Here is a 20,819-nt window from a genome sequence, read left to right on the forward strand (position 1 = left end):
CATCGTGATCCTCATGACCCGACGTCTTCGTTCTCCGGGCCGCGCGATGCGGATGGGCCGTCTGCCGGTCGCGCTGGTGCTCTGCGCCGCGGCGCCGCTCAGCTGGGCGGCGCGTGTCGGCGAGTCGGCGCCGCCGACGTCGACCTCCGGCGCCAGCGCGGCGGCTGCACCGGGAGCGAGCCCGATCGCGGTGCCCCTGGCGTCGCCGCCGCCCACGAAGACGGTCACACCGACCCTCACGCAGACGACATCGGCACCGACCTCCTCGACGCCCGCGGCGAAGTCCGTCCGATCGGACCGGGTGGCCACGAAGAACGTCTCGCGCCAATGGCGCAGCCCGCGCTTCGTCTACAAGGCCGAAGGCAAGCGCGTGAACGAGGTGCTGCTCGACTTCGCCGCGAGCCAGGGCCTGCCGGCCGTGCTCGCCGACGGCATCGACGGCATGGTGCAGGCCAACTTCGACACCACGCCCGACAAGTTCCTCGACTCGATGAACCGGGCCTACGGTGTCATCTGGTACCACGACGGCACCGCACTGTATTTCTATCCGGCGGGCGCCGTGCAGAGCCGGCTCTTCCGGCTCAAGGGCTTCCGCCGCGAACAGGTCACGGACCTGCTGGATTCGCTGCAGCTCGGCGACGCGCGCTTCCCGCTGCGCTTCAACGCGGCCGAAAGCACACTGCTGGTCTACGGACCGCCGCGCCACGTCGAGCTGATCGCCGCGGCGGTCGAGTCGCTGGACGTGGGCGCGATGGAGCGCAACCGCAAGGCGGTGCGCGTCGTGCCGCTGCGCTTCGCCTCCGCCGGCGACCGCACGTTCGGCCAGACGCGCATCCGCGGCGTGGCCTCGGTGCTGACGTCGCTCTACAGCGGCGGCACCAGCGGCGGCGGCAGCGGTGCGCAGGGCGACGAGGACACGCCGTCGATGGCCGAGGTCCATCCGGGCAAGCTCACCGCGCTGCAGGGCGTGATGGGCCGCGACTCGCGGCTTGCCGACATCATGGCGCGCAAGCCCAACCAGGTCACGGCGGGACAGTCGGCCAAGTCGGGCGCCGGCGCGGCCTCGCAAGGCAGCGCGCGCGGCCTGCAGAGCCCCGTCGACGACGACGCGCCACCGATGTTCCAGGCCGACGAAGGCACCAACACCGTCATCATCCACGGCCGTCCCCAGCGCATGGACGAATACGTCGAGCTGATCCGCCGCCTGGACGTTCAGCCGGTGCTGGTCGAGCTCGAGGCCACCATCATCGACGTCAGCAGCGACAGCATCGACTCGCTGGGCATCGACTGGAGCGTGCGCGGCAGCAAGGGCAGCTTCGGCGTCACGCAGCCGTCCACCGCCAACAACGCCGGCACCTTCACGCTGAGCACGCTGTGGTCCAACGCCGGCCGCGAGCTGATGGCGCGCATCGACGCGCTCAGCGCGCGCGGCAAGGCGCGCGTCATCGCCAAACCCAAGGTCCTCGGCGTGGCCAACCGCCCCGCGGTCATGCGCGAGAAGCGCGTCGTCACCGTCAAGGTCGCCGGCAACCTCGAGGCCAACCTCTTCCAGGTCGAGGCCGGCACGCTGCTGCAGGTCACGCCGCAGATCACCTCGGTGCCCGACAACGGCGGCGTCTCGCGCCGCATCAAGCTGTCGCTCTACATCGAGGACGGCAGCTTCGAGGACCAGCGCGTCGACAGCGTGCCCATCGTCAAGCGCACCGAGATCATGACCGAGGCCCACGTGGGCGAGGGCGAGAGCCTGCTCATCGGCGGCATCACCACGACCAGCCAGGCCTCGCAGCGCGACGAGGTGCCCGTGCTGGGCCGCGTGCCGCTGGTCGGCGGGCTGTTCCGCCACACCAGCGAGAGCAACGGGCAGACCGAGCGTCTGTTCCTGATCTCGCCGCGGATCATCCGCGAGCCGACCTTTCCGTCGGGGCCGTACGGCGCCGCGACGACCGGCGCCATGGCGATGACGGCGGACGGTCGCGCGCCGCAATCGCCGTCGGGATCGGCAGTGCCGCCGCAGGCGCCGTCGCAATCCCAGTTGAACGGTCCGTCGTCGACGTCCCGAACGCCGTCGTCGGCGCCCGATTCCTTCCTGCAGGGCGGCAGCGGCGGCTGAGCCGCGACGCCCCTCCGATCCACCACGAAGCGACAAGAAGTTCGGGATTCGCAAACCATGAAGCAGCTTCGCATCCTCACAGGCTTGCATGCCGGGGTCCAGCTACGGTTGACCCGTCGGCAGTACCGCATCGCCAGCGATGAGGACGCCGATCTCCAGATCAGCGACTGGGCCCACGCCCCGCTGATCCTGACGTTCCAGGAAGAAGGCTCCGACGTGTCTCCCACGCTCCACCTCATCGCCGAAGACGGAACGCCCGCGCAAGCGCTGGGGCCGATGGAGGACTTCCTGCCCCGGCGCTTCGGCGACATCGTGCTGTGCGCCGGTCCCGACGCCTTCCCCGGCGCGGCCGCGTGGCCCAGCGACCTGTCGCTGATGGACGCGTTGATGCGACCCGTCGCCAAGCTCAAGGCGACCGTGGCCGCGGCGGCCGGCGCCGGCGCGGAGGTCGTTGCCCCGCGCGGCAGGGCGGCGATGGGCCTGAAGCTGAGCGCGCTGGTCGCCGCCGCGGCGCTGATCGCGGCGCTGGCCTCGGTGCTCAGCACGCAGACCGCCGCCTCGACCGCGCCGCCGGTCAGCCCGATGGAACAGGTGACGCGCGCCCTGCAGCAGGCCGGCATCGACGGCCTCGTCGTGCGCCGCGTCGACCGCCGGCTTGTCGTCGAGGGCCTGCTGCCCGGCGGCGCGGAGATGGCCCGCGCCCGCGCCGCGCTGCAGCCCTTCGGCGAAGGCCAGCTGCTGCACCGCTATGCCTCCGCCGCGGACATCGTGCGCCAGATCGGCGACGCGCTGAACCGGCCCGGCGTGCGCGTCGTCCACCGCGGCCAGGGCGTCTTCGCCGTCGAAGGCCAGGCGGCCGACCCCGCCCAGTTGCAGGACGAGGTCCGCCGCATCGCCGACGACATCGGCCCGCTGGTCCGCCGCGTGGACGTGGCGGTCGAGCAGACCTCGCCGACGGCGCGCGTGCGCGTCGGCTCCATGCTGGCCGGCGACGGCCTGCAGTACGTGCAGACGGCCGACGGCACCAAGCACCTTTCGCTCCGGACTCCCGTGGATGACGAGACCGTCGCCGCCGGGGATCCGTCTTCCTCATCCCCCACCGGAGAACCGTGATGGACAACCCCCTGGAACAGACCGTGTTCGCGGATCTCGCGCACATCGAGAAGACCCTGACCGACGACCTCAGCGGTGAGCGTACCCGCGCGATGCTGAGCTACTTCGACCAGGTCGCGCAGAGCACCGAGGCCCACCTGCAGACGCCGCTGGCCGACGCCGAGCGCCAGCTGAGCTCGCAACTGATCGAGGGCTTCCGCGCCTCGCAGCGCATCGTGCGGCACGTGTGGGAAACCATCCACACCGCGTCGCTGCCCGCCTGAGCGCACAAGGAGCCCTCGATGTCCGCGTTGCCCCTTGATGCCTCGACCTTCTCGGCTGCCGCCGGCGCCGTCGGCGTGACCGACGCGACGGCCACCTATCCGCTGGTGTATCGCAACCTCATGGCGGTGGGTCTGCTGGGCGCGGTGTACCGCTCCCGCGACGACGCCGCGGTGGTGAGCGCGGCGGTGGAGCTGACGATGGCCGATCCGTCGCCGTTCCGCATCTGCCGCGCCATCGCGCACAGCATCGGCGGCGACGCGGAGTACGCCTCGGCCACGCTGGTGCAGCACGTCGAGGACCACCCGCAGGACGAGGGCGCGAAGGTGGCGCTGGCCACGGCCTTCCTGCTGGCGCGCGACGCGCGCTGGAAGGGCGTGCTCGACGAGGTGCTGGCCACCAGTGCCGACCACAACGTGCGCCAGGCCGCGAACGGCGTGCTCGAGTACGCCGCGACCTTGCAGTAATTCCCCCCATCCGATGGGACGAAGGACTCGTCCCACGGTTATCCGGTGCCTCGCGCACCTTCAATTCCGGAATTGAACTTCCGGTCATCAGGAGAGAACCATGGCTGTCAACAACGCTAGCGCACAAGGTGCAGGTGCTTCCGCCGACATGCAGCAGATGATGGGCGAAATGCGCTCGCAGAACGCCGAGCAGATGCGCAACAACCTGGAAATGGGTCGTATGAGCCAGCAGGCTTCCATGTCGGAAGCGCTGGGCAAGAAGTTCAAGGCTTCCGGCGACAGCGTCAAAGGCCTGGTCTGACGCCGCGGCGGCCGCGAGGGACCTTCGCGGGGCCGTCGCGGCCGCTCCGTGCCCCGCAAGGAGAACCCCATGTCCGCAACCTTTCCGGGAGCGCCCATGGCTCAGGCCCAGTCGGCCGAGGCCTCCGCGTCGTCGCAGATGTTCATGGCCGAGCTGAAGGCCCAGAGCAAGCAGACCATCGCCAACAACCTGGAGATGGGCCGCATGAGCCAGCAGGCCGCCATGTCGGAAGCGCTGGGCAAGAAGTTCAAGGCCGGCGGCGACAGCGTCAAGGGACTGGTGTGACCCGCGCTGCGCGCACGACGCGTCACCGCATCCAACCTCTGTCGGAGCGACATACATGAGCATTCAACAATTGATGCAATCGCCGCTGAACATGCTGCAAGGGGCGCAGAGTCCCCTGGCCGGCATCCAGCAGGCGCTGCAGGGACTGCAACAGGGATTGCAAGGCCTGACCCAGCTGCTGCGGCCGCTGGAACAGCTGATGCAGAACCCGATCCAGGCCGCGATGAGCGGCGCGGGTCAGAGCATCGGCCAGGCCATCGGCCAGATGGGCCAGCTGGCGAATTCGCCGCTGGGCGGACTGGGTCAGGCGCTGGGCGGCATCGGCCAGAGCCTGGGCGGCATCGGGCAGGCGCTCGGCGGCCTGACGCAAGGGCTGAACGCCCTGGGCGGTCAGGGCGGCGGCGCGGCCAACCCGTTCGGCGCGGCCATGGGCGCGCTGGGCGGTCTGACGCAGGGCCTCAACGGCCTGAACCAGGCCCTCGGCGGTCTCGGTCAGGCGGCCGGCGGTCTGGGCATGGCCGCGGGCGGCCTGGGCAACCCGTCCGCCATGGGCGGCGCCAACCAGCTGCTGGGCGGCCTGAGCCAGGCCATCGGCGGGCTGAGCAGCGCCCTGGGCGCGGCCGGTGCGCTGGCTGGCGCCGGCGCCGGCGGCGCGGGGGGTGCCGCACCGCTGGGCGGATCGATCAGCCCGCAGGGCGAGACCGGTCCGATGGACGGCAATCGCGCGGAACGCGCGCTGTTCAAGGCCATGTCGGACTCCGGCATGAAGATGATCAGCGGCAAGGAACTGGACGACGCCGCCAACGGCATCTGCCCCAAGGGCATGCGTCAACAGGACTTCACGCCCGAGTTCCAGCAGGCCGCGAAGTTCCTGCGCAGCGAAGCCGGCGAGAAGAAGATGGGTCAGCTGGACACGGCCGACCGCGACAACGCCCTCGGCAAGATGGGCCTGGCCCTGAAGGACAAGGGCGGCGACGACAAGATCGGCATCGGCGATCTGACCGCGTCCATCCAGAAGCAGGGTCTGAACTCGGACCAGCACTCGACGATCTCGACGTTGAAGAACAACTTCGACGCGCTGTCCAAGGACGGCAAGACCTTCGACCTGGACACGATGAAGGACGTCGCGCAAGGCAAGCAGATGCCCAACGGCATCCTGCCGTCGTTCGAGCTGCAACAGGCCGCCCAGAAGTTCGTCAACGACACCGCGCTCAGCAAGGGTACGGACGTCGCGCTGCAGACTTCCCAAGGCAAGTTCGACCAGCAAGGCGACAACAAGTTCAGCATGGCTGACCTTGAGAAGACGCTGGCACGAGGCTGACCCACGGCCGCCGAGGCCCCGCTTGGGGCGCGGCGCGTCGTTGCAGATCCTCGCCATAGCCCCGCTATGGCTCCGGTCTGCGCCGAGCGCCGCATCCCCAATCGGGGCCTCGTCAACCATGGGTCACTGAGCCTCTTTCGACTCGCAGCCCCAATGCCTTCCTGAGATCGGCCGTGCCGGACACAGCCATGGAGCAGACATGATCGATTCCTCGTTGCAACGCAAAGATTTCGTTTCCGGCCTGGTCGGCCTGGTGAGCCTGGCGGTGGACCGCGAGCTGCTGGACGACGCCGAGACCCTGCTGGGCGCCGTGCGCCTGCTGCGTCCCAAGGTGTCGCAGCTGGATTTCTTCGAAGCCTGGATCGCGATGAAACGCGGCCACTGGACCGACGCGATGCGCACGCTGCGCAACCTCGACGCCACGGCGCCGGAGTGGTCGACGGCCAAGGCCTTCCTCGCCTATTGCCAGTTCGCCACCGGCGACATGGGATGGCGCGCCACCGCGGAAGACGTGCTGCACACGTCCACCAACCCCGAGGCGCTGGACATGGTGCGCTCGCTGCTGCATCCGGACGACGAGGCCCCGGAGTCCTCCGGCGCGGACGGCGGGTCCGAGGCGGCCACGCCGCCCGCCCTGACGATCGACCTCTCGCAGATGGCCTACATGCGGGCCTGAGGAGCAGCCATGACCGATCCGATCCAAGCCATTTCCGCCCACGACGTCATCCGCCAGGCCGCGTCCCCGACGCCGGACCTGCAGGCGCAGACGCAGAAATTCGAGCAGCTGATGGCGCGCGAGCCGCAGCCCGATCCGTCGGCGGCGCATGCGAACGCGGTCGGCCACACGGACTCGACGATGTCCAAGACGCTGCACACGCTGGACGACGCCTCGCGTCAGGTCACCGCCGACATGCAGCGCTACGTCGCCGACGCGCCCAACATGAACCTGCAGGAATTGACCGCGCGCTCCATGGAGCTGAACCTGCAGGTGGCCACGCAGGGGCTGCAGTTCTCCGCCTGCACCTCGGTGGCGCAGAGCAGCAAGAACGGCCTGCAGACCCTGATGAAGAACCAGTGACATGAGCGCCCATCCTCTTGCGGATCCACGCGGTGCCGCGGCCGGCCCTGCCGGCGGGGGCGGCGCGTCCGGCACGCCGGGCCGATCCTGGGCCTCGGGTCATGTGCTCTACATGCTGGTGCTGGTCCTGCTGATCACGTTGCTGGCGGGCTGCAAGACCGATCTCTACACCAAGCGCACCGAGGCGGAGGCCAACGACATGGTGGCCGCGCTGCTGCAGCGCGGCGTGGAAGCGGAGAAGAAAAGCGGCGACGGCGGCAAGACCTGGAACGTCGCCGTCGACGAGCAGGAGGTGGTGAACGCGCTGGACATCCTGCGCGCCAACGGCCTGCCGTCGGACAAGTACGTGTCGCTGGGCGACATGTTCAAGAAGGAAGGGCTGATCTCCACGCCGACGGAGGAGCGGGTGCGCTTCATCCACGGCGTGTCGCAGGAGCTCTCCAGCACGCTGTCCAAGATCGATGGCGTCATCGTGGCCAAGGTCCACATCGTGCTGCCCAACAACGACCCGATGGCCACGACGGTGAAGCCGTCGAGCGCGTCGGTCTTCGTCAAGTACCGGCCGGAGATCGACGTGCCGCAGCTGGCGCCGTCGATCAAGAGCATGGTCGCGCGCAGTGTCGAAGGCCTGACCTACGAGAACGTCACGGTGACGCTGGTGCCGGGGGCGATGCTGCCGACCTCGCCGCGCCATGCGGTGGCGGACGCCACCTGGGCGTGGGTCGCCGGCGGACTGCTGGCGATGTTGCTGCTGGTCGGCGGCGCGATCGGCGTGATCGCGTGGAAGAAGCCGGGACTGCTGCCGCAGGGTCTGGCGCGTCGACTGTCGCCGGGCGGCGCTGGGGCTGCGGTGCCCGCGGCCGAAGTCGGCGGCGCATGACCATGGTTGTGTCCGCCACGCCGGCCGCGCCTGAGCAGCTCGCGGCGTGGGCCGTCAGTTTCGACGGCAAGCTGCGCGGACTCGTGGACGACCTGGATGCGAGCTGGCAGGACGAACTGCTCGGTCCGTGGTCCTTCCTCGATGCGCTGCCGCCCGAGAGTGCCGCTGCGCTGTGGCCGCGCCTGTGGCGGGACCGGATGGCGCCCAGCGGCGGTCTGCCCGCATTGGGCCGCTTCGCCGATCCCTTGCCCCGGCTCGGACTGCTGCCGCGCGGCGACTTGCTGCAGCGTCTGTGCACGCTGGCGCTGGCGCGACGCCCGGGCGTACTGCGCTGCTGCATCGATCGATCGGTCCGGGCGCCGCTGCAACGCGCGCTCGCCGACAACTTCGCGCCCCTGGTGGCCATGAGCGCAAGAGGCCGGCCGGTCGAGGCCGAGCAGGCCGCCTGGTCGCCGGTGCAGTGGGCGTGCGTCGGTTTCGCGGACTGGTCCGCGGCCTTGTCCACGCAGGATGAGCCGGTGCGGCAGCTGGTGCGCTGGTCGTTGCCGCGCGCGGCCGTGGACGGCGTCCTCGCCGCCGCGCCCGTGGCGGCAGAACGCAACGTGGCCGTGTCGATCGCGGCGCTCGCGGAAGCCGAAGTGGAGTGGCCATGCTGATCTGGTGGAAGACGTCGACGCAGCCGTCGCCGCAGGTTTCTCCCCGAGCGCACGACGACGGGCCCGCTGCCGGCGCGCCGTACGGCATCCTCCGCGCGAGCGAGGTGACGCTGCTGAGGCACGACCACGAGATCCGCCAGGCGGCGACCGCGCGCGCCGAGGCGCTGATCGCGCAGGCGCAGACGGAAGCGGAGCGCATCTTGTCCGACGCGCAGGCGCGGGCGGAGGCGCTGCTGCGGGACGCTCAGACACAGATCGACGCTGCGTGCGAGAGCGGCCGCGCCGAGGGCGAACGCCAAGCCGCGCTCGCCTGGCACGAACGCCAGGCCGGCCGCGCCGTGGACCAGGCCGACGCCGTGCGCGGTCTGCATGAACGCATGGCCGAAGTTGTCACCAGCGCCGTGGAGCGCATCGTGCAGACCGAGGGCCGCGCCGCGCTGTACCAGCGCGCGCTGCGCAGCGTGCAGGCGCTGTCGCGTTCGGCGACGGCGCTGACGCTGAAGGTCAGCAGTGCCGACTTCGACGCCGCGCGCGACGGCATCGCCGCGGTGCCCGAACTTCAATCGGCCGGACTTTCCGTCGAGGTCATCGTCGATCCGGCGCTGCCCGCCGGCAGCTGCCTCTTCGAATCCGACATGGGCGTCGTCGACGCGAGCCTGAAGACGCAGCTCGACGCGCTGCGGTCCGCGATGTCGCGCGCCGTGAAGCGCGCGGTCGCCGAGAGCTGACCCCGCGCTGATCGCCACTTCGAACTGACCTCAGCCCTCAACCGAGTTCATCCCCAGAAAACTGCCTCCGCGATGAACGCTCCCGACCGCCTCGCACCGCTGAACCTGGACGATCTCGGCCGCTGGATGGAGCTCGAGCTCGCCGGCGCCGAGACGCTGAGCCGCACCGGCAAGGTCGTCGAGGTGATCGGCACGCTGGTGCGCGCGAGCGGCCTGTCGGCCAAGCTCGGCGAGATGTGCCACCTGCTCGACGCCAACGGCGGGCTGCTGCAGGTGGCGGAGGTGATCGGCTTCTCCAACGGCCAGACCATCCTGTCGCCGTTCGGCTCCATCCTGGGCGTGGCCGCGGGGCAGACGCAGGTGGTGGGGCTGGGCGAGATCCAGAGCATCGCCGTCGGCGACGAACTGCTGGGGCGCGTGGTCGACAGCCTGGGACAGCCGGTGGACGGCGGCCCGCCGATCGTCTGCGAGGAGCGGCGGCCCGTCTTCGCGATGCCGCCCAGCCCGATGGACCGCGAGATGATCGAGCACCCGCTGCCCACCGGCGTGAAGATCATCGACGGGATGATCACGCTGGGCGAAGGCCAGCGGATGGGCATCTTCGCGCCGGCGGGCGTCGGCAAGAGCACCTTGATGGGCATGCTCGCGCGCGGCACGCAGTGCGACATCAGCGTCATCGCGCTGATCGGCGAACGCGGCCGCGAGGTGCGCGAGTTCATCGAGATCATCATGGGCAAGGAGGGGATGGCGCGCTCGGTGGTGGTGTGCGCGACCTCGGACCGCTCCTCGATCGAGCGCGCCAAGGCGGCGCACGTCGCGACGGCCATCGCCGAGTACTTCCGCGACCGCGGCCTGCGCGTGCTGCTGATGATGGACTCGCTGACCCGCTTCGCCCGGGCGCAGCGCGAGATCGGCCTGGCGGCGGGCGAGTCGCCGGCGCGGCGCGGTTATCCGCCGTCGGTCTTCGCGGAGATCCCGCGGCTGCTGGAGCGCACGGGCATGGGCGCGAAGGGCTCGATCACCGCGCTGTACACGGTGCTGGCCGAGGACGACAGCGGCAGCGACCCGATCGCCGAAGAGGTGCGAGGCATCCTCGACGGCCACCTGATCCTGTCGCGCAAGATCGCGGCGCGCAACCAGTACCCGGCGATCGATGTGCTGGGCAGCCTGAGCCGGGTGATGTCGCAGATCGTGCCCAAGGACCACCAGGCCGCCAACGGCGGGCTGCGCAAGCTGATGGCCAAGTACGACGAGATGGAGCTGCTGATCCAGATGGGCGAGTACAAGCCCGGCAACGACGCCTTCGCCGACGAGGCGGTGCGCAAGCACGGCGCGATCCGGGAGTTCCTCAACCAGGCGACCTCGGACCTCCGGCCGATCGAGCAGACGGTCGCCGAGTTGCAGGCGCTGGTGAACGGCTAAGCGGTTAAGCGGTTGAACGGTTGAACGATTGATGAAAGACCTGCGCTCGCTCAAGTTGTTGTTGTGGGCCAAGCGCCGTCGGCTCGAACCGATGGAGCTGCAGGTCAAGGCCGAGACCGCGCAGCGCGACGCGGCCGTGGGCGCGTATCAGGCCGCGGTGGCGCGGCACGAGGGCTGCGTCGCGGACGAGGAGTCCTGCGCGGCCAAGATCGAGGCGCTCGCGACGTCTGAGTCGTTCAACCCGCAAGACGCGGTGACGTTGACCTACGTTCGCGAAGGCCTGCAAGACCTGGTCCGTCAAGCGGAGGAGGGCGTGCGGACGGCGACGACGCAAGTGGCGCAGGCCGAGGCTCGTGTGCTGGCCGCGAAGCAGGTCCTGCAGCGCGCGGAGCAGCAGATCGAACAGCTCGAGGAACGACGCCGCAAGCGCCTGGTCGAGATCGACCAGGAGGCCGAGGACACGCAGGACGAAGAGAGCGAGGAGGCCGCGGTCGCGCGCCGTGTCGCACAGCGGCGCGCGACCGAAGCGGCGGCGCGGGCGGATCGATCGGCGCTGGGCGCGGAGGCGGGCGCATGAACGAGATGTTCAACACCTTCGCCGGGGTGATCGGTTTCGGCTCGACGCTGCAGGACGGCGTGATGCTGCTGGCGGTGTGCCTGCTGCGCGTCTACGCGGTGTTCCTGGTGCTGCCGGCGACGACGGACCAGGTGCTGCAGGGGCCGATCCGCAACGGCGTGTGCATCTGTCTGGCGCTGTTCATCGCATGGGGGCAGCCGGCGGGGCTGGTGCACGGCATGGACATGGTCCAGCTGGTGGCCACGATCGCGAAGGAGGCGCTGATCGGCGTGGTGCTGGGTTTCGCCGCGTCGACGGTGTTCTGGGTGGCGGAGGGTGTCGGCGTGCTGATCGACAACCAGGCCGGCTACAACAACGTCCAGCAGACCAACCCGCTCAGCGGCGAGCAGAGCACGCCGATCGGCAACCTGCTGTCGCAGCTGGCGATCACCGGCTTCTACCTGCTGGGCGGGATGCTGATGCTCACGGGCATCCTGTTCGACTCCTTCCATTGGTGGCCGATCGGCAGCCTGTCGCCGGCGTGGTCGACGATCCTGGAGGACTTCGTCCGCGTGCAGACGGGGCATTACCTGGAACTGATGATCAAGATTGCCGCGCCGGCGCTGCTGGTGCTGATGCTGATCGACCTGGGCTTCGGCATCCTGTCGAAGACGGCGGAGAAGCTCGAGCCCAACAACCTCGCGCAGCCGGTGAAGGGCGCGGTCGCGATCGCGCTGCTGTCGCTGCTGGTGGCGGTGTTCTTCGACCAGGTCCGGCCGGCGCTGTCGATGCAGAACCTGTCGGCGGAGATGGCGAAGTGGGCGAGGGCGGCGGAGGTGGCGAAGCATGCGCCGGAGGCGGCTTCTTCTCCGGCGCCGGCCAGCGCGAGTACGCCGACATCGGGGACGCCCGCATCGTCTGCCGAATCCGAATCCGGATCCGGGTCCGGATCGACATCTGATCGCGCATCGACGCCCACTCGTTGATCTCGTTGGTTCGGCATTTCCGAACGGCGATGGTCTCTTTTCAGAATCATGGTTTTTACCCCCTGATCCGCTGAAGCGGCGGTTCTATGCTCCGCGCCTTTGCGGAGAGCCCCACTGTCGAGGTGCTCCCGCGACCACGGCATCGTGTCCCTCACGTGCTGGCAGGGAGGAATCGGGAATGCTTCGAGTCAGGGCGGCCGTCTGGTCGCGCGGTGTCATGGCCGCGTTGTGGAAATGTCTCGTCGGCGGCGCCATGCTTGCCGGCGCACTCGGTGAAGCGCAGGCCGGTTGCTACAAGGATGTGCGCGAGACCATCTGCTCCTGGCCCTACTCGACCATCTCCGCACCGGGTGGGCCAGTCGTGCCCACGGGTGGGAATTTCCAGATCAGGGTCATTGGATCGGAAGACTCGCAGAACACCCTGCAACTGATCTATCGGGTCGAGTTGCACCGCAACGACGTACCTGTCGCGATGCAGGAGTTCTATCCCAACACGAAGCGGGCCGACGCCACTTTCGCGCAGAACGGTCTGGCGCCGGGGGTGTACACCTTCCGCGGCAAGGTCTACGACGCTGGTGGTCGCACCACCATGTCGGCGCCGGTCCAGGTCCGGGTCAATGCACCGCCCGGTGTGGGGATCCTCATGCCCAGCCAGGGTCAGGTCTATCCTCAGGGACCGGTCGAAGTCGGCGTCGTCGGGTCGATTGCGGACGACTCCGGTGTGCAGCGCATCGACGTTTATCTCAACGACGTGCTGGCGGGCAGCGCCGTCCCGCTGTCGTTCTCTCCGTCGACGTTCACGCTGGGTATTCCCAACGTTGGCGTCGGGGTCCATCGCCTGAGGGCCAGGGCCCACGATTACGACGGTGCCTGGTCGGATTCGCCCACCATGACAATGCGCGTCAACGCGCCACCGGCCGTATCCATGACCTCACCGGGCAATGGTGCCGTGTTGGCAGGGCCGAGCGCGACGGTCCGGCTCGCCGCAGCGGCTTCCGACAGCGATTCCAGTGGTATCGCGCGGGTCGAGTACTACAGCACGGCAGGTCCCCACATCGCAACAGCCACTGCGGCGCCGTACGAATTCATGTGGCCGGGTATTCCGTCCGGTACACACGGCGTCGTAGCACGTGCGGTCGATACCGACGGAGGCATGACGACATCGGCGCCGATGGTCTTCCGCGTGAATGCGCTGCCTTCCGCCACGGTGGCGTCCCCGGCCAACAACCAGGTGTTCGCAGGTCCGACGGCCTCGATCGCGATCTCGGCCGGAGCGAGTGATGGCGACGGGAGCGTCCAGCGCGTGGAGTTCTACGCCAACGGCTCGCACATCGGTACGAGCTCCTCCGCGCCGTTCGCGATGACCTGGTCAAGCGTCGGCGCGGGCGGGTACACGATCGTGGCTCGAGCCGTGGACAACGACGGCGGCGTGCGCGATTCGGCGGGCGTTTTCGTGCGCGTCAACACGTTGCCGTCCGCGAGCCTGGCGTCTCCCGCCAACGGGGCAGTCAGGGTCGACCACACATCGCCGACGCCGTGGCGTCTTAGCGCGTCCGTCGGCGACACGGACGGCAGCATCGCGCGCGTCGAGTTCCTGGTCGACGGCCAGGTCGCCGGTACGGTCACCGCTGCGCCCTTCGTCTGGGACTGGGTGGCTCCCGGGGTGGGCACGCATGTCCTGGCCGTTCGTGCCGTGGACAACGATGGCGGAACGACGATCTCCGGAAACAGCTCCGTGCGGGTGAACGCGCCTCCGGATATCACGCTCACAGCGCCCGCACCGGGTGCTGTTCACCAGGGACCTTCGGCCACCATCACGCTGGCCGCCACGGCGACGGACGACACGGGCATCCAGAAGGTGGAGTTCCTGTCAGGCGCTGAAACCATCGCGACGGTGACGACGCCGCCTTATCAGTTCTCATGGACGAATCGCCCGGCCGGCACCTACTTGCTGGCCGCGCGGGCGACCGACCTGGATGGACGCGAGAACACGTCCGCGGCGGTGGCGGTCATCGTGTCGCACACCGATCCAGTGGCGGTGACGATCGTGCCGCCGAACCTGTCGGGCGGCATCACGGGAACGGCGGCGGGGCAGGCCTCGGTGTCCTCCAAGGGATCCGCAACCTACGAGCTGCCGATCGCGCTGCCTCCTGGGACCGCGGGGCAGGTGCCGAGCGTGACGCTGCATTACGACAGCCAGGCCAAGGAAGGCCTCTCCGGCCTGGGCTGGGACGTCAGCGGACTCTCGCGCATCACGCGCTGCGCGGCGACCATCGCCACGGACGGCGAGCGCAACCGCGCTCGGTTCGACAGGAACACCCGCTATTGCCTGGACGGTCAGCGTCTGATCGTGGTCAGCGGCGTGGAAGGCGCGAGTGCGACGTATCGGACCGAAATCGATCACTTCTCTCGCATCACCTCGTACGGCAGCGACGCCGACCGCGGACCTGATTCGTGGAAGGTCGAGTTGAAGTCCGGGGACATCCAGTACTTCGGAACGACGGCGGATTCGTTCGTCGACACGCCGGGATCCGCGGGCAAGGCCTTGTTCTGGGCGTTGAGCCGCGAAGAGGACCGACGCGGCAACTACATCGCCTACGACTACTTCAAGGACAGTGGAACCGGCGAGCATCTGCCCAAGGCGATCCGGTACACCGGCAACGGCACGGCGTTCGCACCGTACGCGGCGTTGCGCTTCGAGTACGACGACGCCGCGCGTCCCGATCCGTCGTTCGCGTATCTCGCGGGCGCCCGCACGGTCATCACGAAGCGCCTCTCGGGTCTTTCCACGTGGACGGGCATCGCGGCCGATGGCTCCGGCGGCGCGCTGGCGCGGCGCTGGGCGATTGCGTACACGACCAGCACGACGACCGGGCTCAGCCTCGTGCAGTCCGTCTCCGATTGCGGACCGGGCGAATGCCTGCCGGCCACGTCTTTCCAGTACTCGCAGCGCAGCGAGGCGGACAACACGTTCAGCGGCGGTACGTGGGCCGGCGGACCGGAGGTATTGTTCAGGAACCCCGCTCAACGTGGGCTGCCCAAGCTGCTGGAGGTGATGTCCGTCGTCGACTTGAACGGCGACGGCAAGAGCGACTTGCTGCAGAACCTGGGTGGGACCTCGTGGCAGGTGTGCCTGTCGACGGGCGCCGCATTCTCTTGCAGTACGTGGACGGGTCCAGACGCGCTCATGTCTCAGTTGGTCACGGGCGACTTCAATGGCGACGGTCGCACCGACCTGTTGAAGCCGTCGAGCGGCACAGCGGGATCCCTGCTGTGCCTATCGACCGGAACTGGCTTCAACTGCCAGCCGTCGACGAGATTCCCGTCTTCGCCCACGCCTGACGTGCCGCAGTTTGGCGTCACCAACAACTTCGTGGTGGCGGACGCGAACGGCGACGGACGGGACGACGTCGTCGTGCGAAGCACGGGACCGTGCCTGTCGGACGGTACGAATTTCACTTGCACCTACACGGGCGGTGCGGGAGGGTTCTTCGATCCCTACGCGTATCGCTACTTCGAAGCGCCGACTGAAGCCAGCTGCACGATCAGCCTGACGCGCTGGCGTCCTTTCATGGGCGATTTCAACGGCGACGGCAAGACAGATGCGCTGACTGCGACCGTCTACAACCCCAACTGCTCGCGCATGTGGGAGACGACGCCGGACAACAGCTTCCAGATGTGCAGCGCCAGCGGAGATGGATGCCGCACCGCGGTGGCCAACCTTGGCCTGGATACCGGCTTCGCCGGGCAGGGCGCCTCGATGACGGGCGACTTCAACGGCGATGGCATCACCGATTTCGCGCTCAGCGGGTTGAAAAATGCGACCGTGCTCAAGGTCTGCTATGGCAACGGCGCTGGCGGAACGGACTGCCGAGACTACACCAACGGCGCGACGCCCGATGAGCATGCCTTCTCCACGGTGGCGGACATCGACGGAGACGGGCGACCTGAGCTGTTGGGCATCGGCGCAAATGGCCGCCTGTGCCGTATCGCCGGTGGGCAACTGCGTTGCGAAAGCCGCGCGTTCACGCTGCAGCACACCACCACGGTGTATGGCGACTTCAACGGCGATGGCCGGATGGACATCGCGCAGTACAACCCGGACGCGAAGACCTGGGGCGTCTATCTGGCGGGCGCGGCACCTGTGCCGGATCTGATGACCTCGGTGACCAACGGCGCGGGGCAGACGTCGACGTTCGGCTACGGCGCGCTGAACGATGCCACCGTGCACGCGCAAGGGGTCGATCCTGGGTATCCGAAGCGCAACGTCCAGAGCGGTGCGCCTGTGGTCACCCGCCTCCAGGTGGGCAACGGCCAGGGCGGCTCTCACGTCACGACCTATCGCTATGAAGGCATGCGGACCGAGTTGACCGGCCGAGGCTCCTTGGGCTTCGCGGCAACGGAGCGGACGGACACGCTGAAGGGGCTGAAGACGCGAAGCGTCTACAGCCAGGACTACCCGACCATCGGTCAAGTGACTGCGGAAACGATCACGCACACCAACGGTGTGGAGATGTCGTCGCGCAGCGTCGAGTGGGAGTCAATGACCACCACCGCGGGGGGCGCTACGAAGCATGTGTTCCAGCGGTCGACCATGCAAGCGACCACGGACCTCAACGGCGCCGCGATGCTCGCGAACACGTTGAAGGTGCCAGACGGCGGCATCGATGCGTTTGGTAACGTGAAGTCGATAGTCCAGACGATGACGTCGGCGCTTGAACCTGGCGTGAGCTATGTGACGTCGACGACGCGGACGTTCGACACGCTGGAGGCCGATTGGCTGATCGGTCTGATGCGGACGGAGGCGACGACGGCCACGGCGCCGGGAGTGGCGGCGGTGACCAGGACCACGGCGCGCGAGTACGACGCACTGGGCGGTGTCTGGCGCGAGACAGTGGAACCGGATGCGCCCGAACTGAGGGTGATCACTGAGTTGGGTCGACATCCGATTCATGGCGGCGTCACGTCCAAGACGATTACCTGGCGGGTTCCGGGAACGCCGACAGATCGATCCCTCGTCGTCGAGGCGACGGAGTACGACGCCGTGGGACGCTTCCCTGAAGTCGCGACGAACGCCAAGGCGCACGTGGAGCGCCGCGTGTTCGACGCGGCACACGGACAACCGTTGCTGCACACGGATGTCAATCAACAGCTGACGCAGTGGTCCTACGACGCTTGGGGACGAAAGACGCGCGAGTCGCGACCCGATGGGACGGCAACGTCGTGGGCTTATCGCTCCTGTGTGGCGGGCTGTCTGAACAACGCGATCTCGACCATCGTGACGCAGCAATGGACAGGCACGCAGCAGACGGCCGCGCCTGTCGAGGAGCTCTTTGATGCGTTGAACCGCAAGGTCCTGACGCGGAGCTGGGGCTTCTCGGGCACCGAGGTGCTGACGGAGAACCGCTACGACACCAACGGCTATCTGCAGTCCTTGAGTCGTCCGTACTACGCGGGCGCATCGCCCGTGTGGACACATCGCGATCGCGATGCAATCGGCCGCCTGAAGGCGCTTCGGGCGCCTGACGACGAGGGTGTCGAGGCGACCACGACTTATGCGTACAACGGTTTGGAAATCAAGCAGACGGACGCGAAGCAGCAATCGACCACGCGGGTGGCGAACGCGTTGGGCAAGGTTTCGCGCGTCATCGATGCGCTGGGACGGACGACGCGTTACGGCTACGACGGCTTCGGCCATCTCCTGAAGGTGACCGACGCGAAGTCGAATGTGATCGACGTGACGGTCGACCGGCTGGGGCGCAAGACGGTGCTGCGCGATCCCGATCTGGGAACTTGGAACTACAAGGTCGATCCTTTGGGTCGGACCTATTCGCAGACGGATGCGAAGGGTCAGAAAACGCTGTTCGAGTTCGACGACTTGAATCGCACCACGAGGCGCCTTGCGCCGGATCAGGACAGTCGCTGGGTCTTCGATACCGCGCTCAATGGCGTAGGGAAATTGGACGAGGCGTACAACTGGGCCAATAGTACGAAGGACGCGCGACACGTGTTCACGTACGACGCGAAAGGCCGACCGGAGAGTCAGACCTTCCAATTGGACGGGGACTACCAGGAGGTCTATCGCTATGACACCTTCGGTCGACCCGCCGGCACGGTCTACCGTCGTTCGGCGCGAGGCGGTACGGGTGGAGCGACCAACACCATCGGCCTGCACTACAACGAGCTGGGCTATGCAGCGAGCGTGAGCGTTGCCGGCGGTGGCTTGAACACCACGGTATGGCAAGGGGTGGCGCGGAATGCGGAAGGAAACGACACGAAGGAGTTCCTTTCGGGAGGGCTGATCCAGCACACCGGCTACTCGTCGTTCACGGGACGCTTGAGCAGTGTCATCACTGGCACGCCCACGCGGCTGGGTGCGCCGAACGCAACCCATCAGAACGACGTCTACCTCTACGACACGATCGGAAATCTGCGGTATCGCGCGCAGATGACGGAGTCGGGCTCGCTGCTCCAGGAGAACTTCACCTACGACGCTCTCAACCGACTGGAGGATGTGACGCTCAACAGCGTCGTGAGCAGCACGCGATACGACGAGATCGGAAGTCTTTCGTCCAAGAGCAACGTGGGCACTTATAGCTATCCGGCGTCTGGTGCGGGGAGCGTGAGACCGCATTCGGTGACGAGCATTGCGGGGACGGTGGCTGGCATTCAGAACCCGACGTTCAGCTACGACGACAACGGCAACCTTGTTCAGGGACTGAATCGCGGCTACACGTGGATGGCCGGCGACGTCCCGCGGACCATCGATCGTCTGTCCGGCGGAATATCGGTCGAGCGGACGTCCTTCGTCTACGGGCCTGACAAGGAGCGTCGCCTGCAGATGGTGCAGCCGATGTCGGATGGTGCGCCGGGTGCGGCGACCACGACGATCTACTACGCCGGTGCACAGGAAAAGCAGATCGAGGCGGCACAAAACGTCACGACCGTGAGAACCCAACTGCCGTTGGGTCTGGGGTACATCGAGGAGCGCCTGCCTGGCACTTCGGCGGACCTTACAGCGGCGGGGACAAGCGTCGTGCGCATGCATCTGAAGGATCACCTGGGCTCGGTGCTGGGGGTGGTGGACGGCAGCGGCAATGTCCTTCAGCGGATGAGCTACGACGCGTGGGGACGTCGCCGCCAGACCAACGGTGTTGACGACAACTGGGCCAGCCTCGGCACGATCGCCAACAACCAGGACAACAGCGGCTACACGGGGCACGAGCACCTGGATCAGTTGGGTCTGGTGCACATGAACGCGCGCCTATATGACCCGATCTTGGGTAGGCATACGAGTGCCGATCCCACTGTCCCGGATCCTCAGAATGGACAAGCGCTTAATCGATACAGCTATGTGCTGAACAACGCGCTCGCTTTTACCGATCCGACTGGATTGAGTCCGACGGGTGACTCGAAATTGCAGGAACATAAGCAGAAGGTGACGCTGAACAGCCCATGTGCTTTCGGCGGGGCTTACTGCTCGTCCATGCAAGTGAGTTCGCCTGAGATCAAAGCGGGGAGCACACAGGGGTTTGTTGCGCCAAATGGAGTCGTCATAACGGATAAGGCGTCGCAAAACGACATTGTTCGGGCAGCTTTTGCAGCGAGTCCCAATAGAGCAGTCGCGGAAATGTCGGCGTGCGTGGGGAGTGAGGGTCTTTGTGCTACAGCGGCCGCCGCGCCCGTTGCTCTTGGCGCAGGAAGCAGTTTGCTCTCAACCGCCGTCGGAAGGGCTTCGGCCTGGCTGTTTGGTTTGGCTACAGCGCCTCTGAGCGAGGTTACGATGCCGTTGGGCAGCGTCTGGAGTCTCTCGCCTGCAGCACGAGGTCGAGCTATTGAGCAGTCGCTAGGCGCAAACTTGCCATCAAACTTCCCTACAATTGATCGCTTTGCCAACGGGATGGCGACAAGCATAAAGTCGGTAGACCTTGGTGCGAAAACGTATCAGGATGCGAACGCCTTAGGACGTCTCCTCGATCGATACGTTGATGCATTGGCGGCATTTAGAGGGCGAGCATGGGCGGGCTCCGTCGTGGAAGGCTCGCAAATTTCGGCACGCCAGCTTCAAGTTGCAATTCCGAACGCAGGGTCTGCTTCCCAACAGGCGGCAATTGCTGATTCATCTGCGCGCGCGCAGCGGTTGGGTATTCAATTTTCGACCGTAATAATCCCATGATGCTTTGGAACGTCTATCTGAGGGAAGGGTTGGTATTAATGCCAACCATGGCAAAAACCGATGCAGGCTTCTTCATTGAGGTGGAACCTGTGTCTGTGGTCAGGAGTGATAAGCTAGAGGACATTGCTCGCGCACTCAAGGCAAATATTCAAAGAGGCAATCCGCTTATCGAAACGCCAAGTAGGGATAATTTTCCGAAGCCGGTGGTGCTCCCTTATGCAAAAGTAAAAACTTGGTCTACTTTTGAAAAAAAGGTGCAATGCTGGAAAATACTTTGGGATGGTTCTGAGTATCAGTTGAAGCCTCAAAGAAGGGCCTCCACGCGAGGCCTCGAAGATGTGCCGGGGGAATTGAGCTCTTTTGGCGGTGTAGCGGGCTTGGATCAACTTGTAAATTCTTTGATCGAGCGGATTGATAAATTTGCAGAACAGTGACCCAGAAAATTGCGGCGCGCATAGAAGTCATCGCTGAAGAGTTCT

Annotated in this window: 17 protein-coding genes; all 17 read left to right on the top strand. The window is 67.0% G+C overall.

Annotation, left to right across the window (positions count from 1 at the left end):
- The first annotated feature begins 13 nt into the window (after window positions 1-13).
- The 17 genes from sctC to PV762_RS06725 all read left to right on the top strand — a co-directional run bounded on the left by sctC (window position 14) and on the right by PV762_RS06725 (window position 20,774).
- Complete coding sequence (gene sctC / locus PV762_RS06645) at window positions 14-2,110, top strand: type III secretion system outer membrane ring subunit SctC (RefSeq protein ID WP_421034238.1); 2,097 nt, start codon at window positions 14-16, stop codon at window positions 2,108-2,110.
- A gap of 57 nt (window positions 2,111-2,167) precedes the next feature.
- A complete protein-coding gene (locus PV762_RS06650) occupies window positions 2,168-3,223 on the top strand; it encodes a hypothetical protein (protein WP_421034239.1) in 1,056 nt (351 codons plus the stop codon).
- The gene (locus tag PV762_RS06655; protein WP_297524110.1) at window positions 3,223-3,486 is read left to right on the top strand and encodes a hypothetical protein; all 264 of its coding nucleotides are present in this window, start codon (window positions 3,223-3,225) and stop codon (window positions 3,484-3,486) included. Before PV762_RS06650 ends, PV762_RS06655 begins: the two co-directional genes overlap by 1 nt.
- A gap of 18 nt (window positions 3,487-3,504) precedes the next feature.
- The gene (locus PV762_RS06660; RefSeq protein ID WP_421034240.1) at window positions 3,505-3,951 is read left to right on the top strand and encodes a hypothetical protein; all 447 of its coding nucleotides are present in this window, start codon (window positions 3,505-3,507) and stop codon (window positions 3,949-3,951) included.
- Window positions 3,952-4,051: 100 nt separating this feature from the next.
- On the top strand, window positions 4,052-4,252 hold the full coding sequence (locus PV762_RS06665) for a hypothetical protein (protein ID WP_421034241.1): 201 nt from the start codon (window positions 4,052-4,054) through the stop codon (window positions 4,250-4,252).
- A 69-nt stretch (window positions 4,253-4,321) separates the two neighbouring features.
- The gene (locus tag PV762_RS06670; protein ID WP_421034242.1) at window positions 4,322-4,537 is read left to right on the top strand and encodes a hypothetical protein; all 216 of its coding nucleotides are present in this window, start codon (window positions 4,322-4,324) and stop codon (window positions 4,535-4,537) included.
- Window positions 4,538-4,592: 55 nt separating this feature from the next.
- A complete protein-coding gene (locus PV762_RS06675; RefSeq protein ID WP_421034243.1) occupies window positions 4,593-5,858 on the top strand; it encodes a hypothetical protein in 1,266 nt (421 codons plus the stop codon).
- Window positions 5,859-6,057: 199 nt separating this feature from the next.
- The gene (locus PV762_RS06680; protein ID WP_421034244.1) at window positions 6,058-6,534 is read left to right on the top strand and encodes an HrpB1 family type III secretion system apparatus protein; all 477 of its coding nucleotides are present in this window, start codon (window positions 6,058-6,060) and stop codon (window positions 6,532-6,534) included.
- A 9-nt stretch (window positions 6,535-6,543) separates the two neighbouring features.
- Entirely contained in the window at window positions 6,544-6,936 is a 393-nt protein-coding gene (locus tag PV762_RS06685) for a hypothetical protein (protein ID WP_421034245.1), read from the top strand.
- 1 nt (window position 6,937) lies between these two features.
- Window positions 6,938-7,816, top strand: coding sequence for a type III secretion system inner membrane ring lipoprotein SctJ (gene sctJ, locus PV762_RS06690; RefSeq protein ID WP_421034246.1), 879 nt, complete (start codon window positions 6,938-6,940; stop codon window positions 7,814-7,816).
- On the top strand, window positions 7,813-8,472 hold the full coding sequence (locus tag PV762_RS06695; RefSeq protein ID WP_421034247.1) for a type III secretion protein: 660 nt from the start codon (window positions 7,813-7,815) through the stop codon (window positions 8,470-8,472). The genes sctJ and PV762_RS06695 overlap by 4 nt, the downstream gene beginning before the upstream one ends.
- Window positions 8,466-9,200 (top strand): type III secretion system stator protein SctL, encoded by a 735-nt coding sequence (gene sctL / locus PV762_RS06700; protein ID WP_421034248.1) that lies wholly within the window; start codon window positions 8,466-8,468, stop codon window positions 9,198-9,200. The genes PV762_RS06695 and sctL overlap by 7 nt, the downstream gene beginning before the upstream one ends.
- 72 nt (window positions 9,201-9,272) lie before the next feature.
- Window positions 9,273-10,622, top strand: a complete 1,350-nt coding sequence (gene sctN, locus PV762_RS06705) for a type III secretion system ATPase SctN (protein WP_421034249.1) — start codon at window positions 9,273-9,275, stop codon at window positions 10,620-10,622.
- Window positions 10,623-10,653: 31 nt separating this feature from the next.
- Window positions 10,654-11,199, top strand: a complete 546-nt coding sequence (locus PV762_RS06710; protein ID WP_421034250.1) for a hypothetical protein — start codon at window positions 10,654-10,656, stop codon at window positions 11,197-11,199.
- Window positions 11,196-12,164 carry a type III secretion system export apparatus subunit SctT gene (sctT, locus tag PV762_RS06715; protein WP_421034251.1) on the top strand — a complete coding sequence of 323 codons (969 nt, stop codon included), beginning with the start codon at window positions 11,196-11,198 and terminating at the stop codon, window positions 12,162-12,164. The genes PV762_RS06710 and sctT overlap by 4 nt, the downstream gene beginning before the upstream one ends.
- A 217-nt stretch (window positions 12,165-12,381) precedes the next feature.
- Entirely contained in the window at window positions 12,382-20,340 is a 7,959-nt protein-coding gene (locus PV762_RS06720; RefSeq protein WP_421034252.1) for an Ig-like domain-containing protein, read from the top strand.
- Complete coding sequence (locus tag PV762_RS06725; RefSeq protein WP_421034253.1) at window positions 20,337-20,774, top strand: hypothetical protein; 438 nt, start codon at window positions 20,337-20,339, stop codon at window positions 20,772-20,774. The genes PV762_RS06720 and PV762_RS06725 overlap by 4 nt, the downstream gene beginning before the upstream one ends.
- Window positions 20,775-20,819 lie beyond the last annotated feature (45 nt).

The organism is Mitsuaria sp. CC2 (assembly GCF_048957715.1).
GTDB lineage: Bacteria > Pseudomonadota > Gammaproteobacteria > Burkholderiales > Burkholderiaceae_C > Roseateles.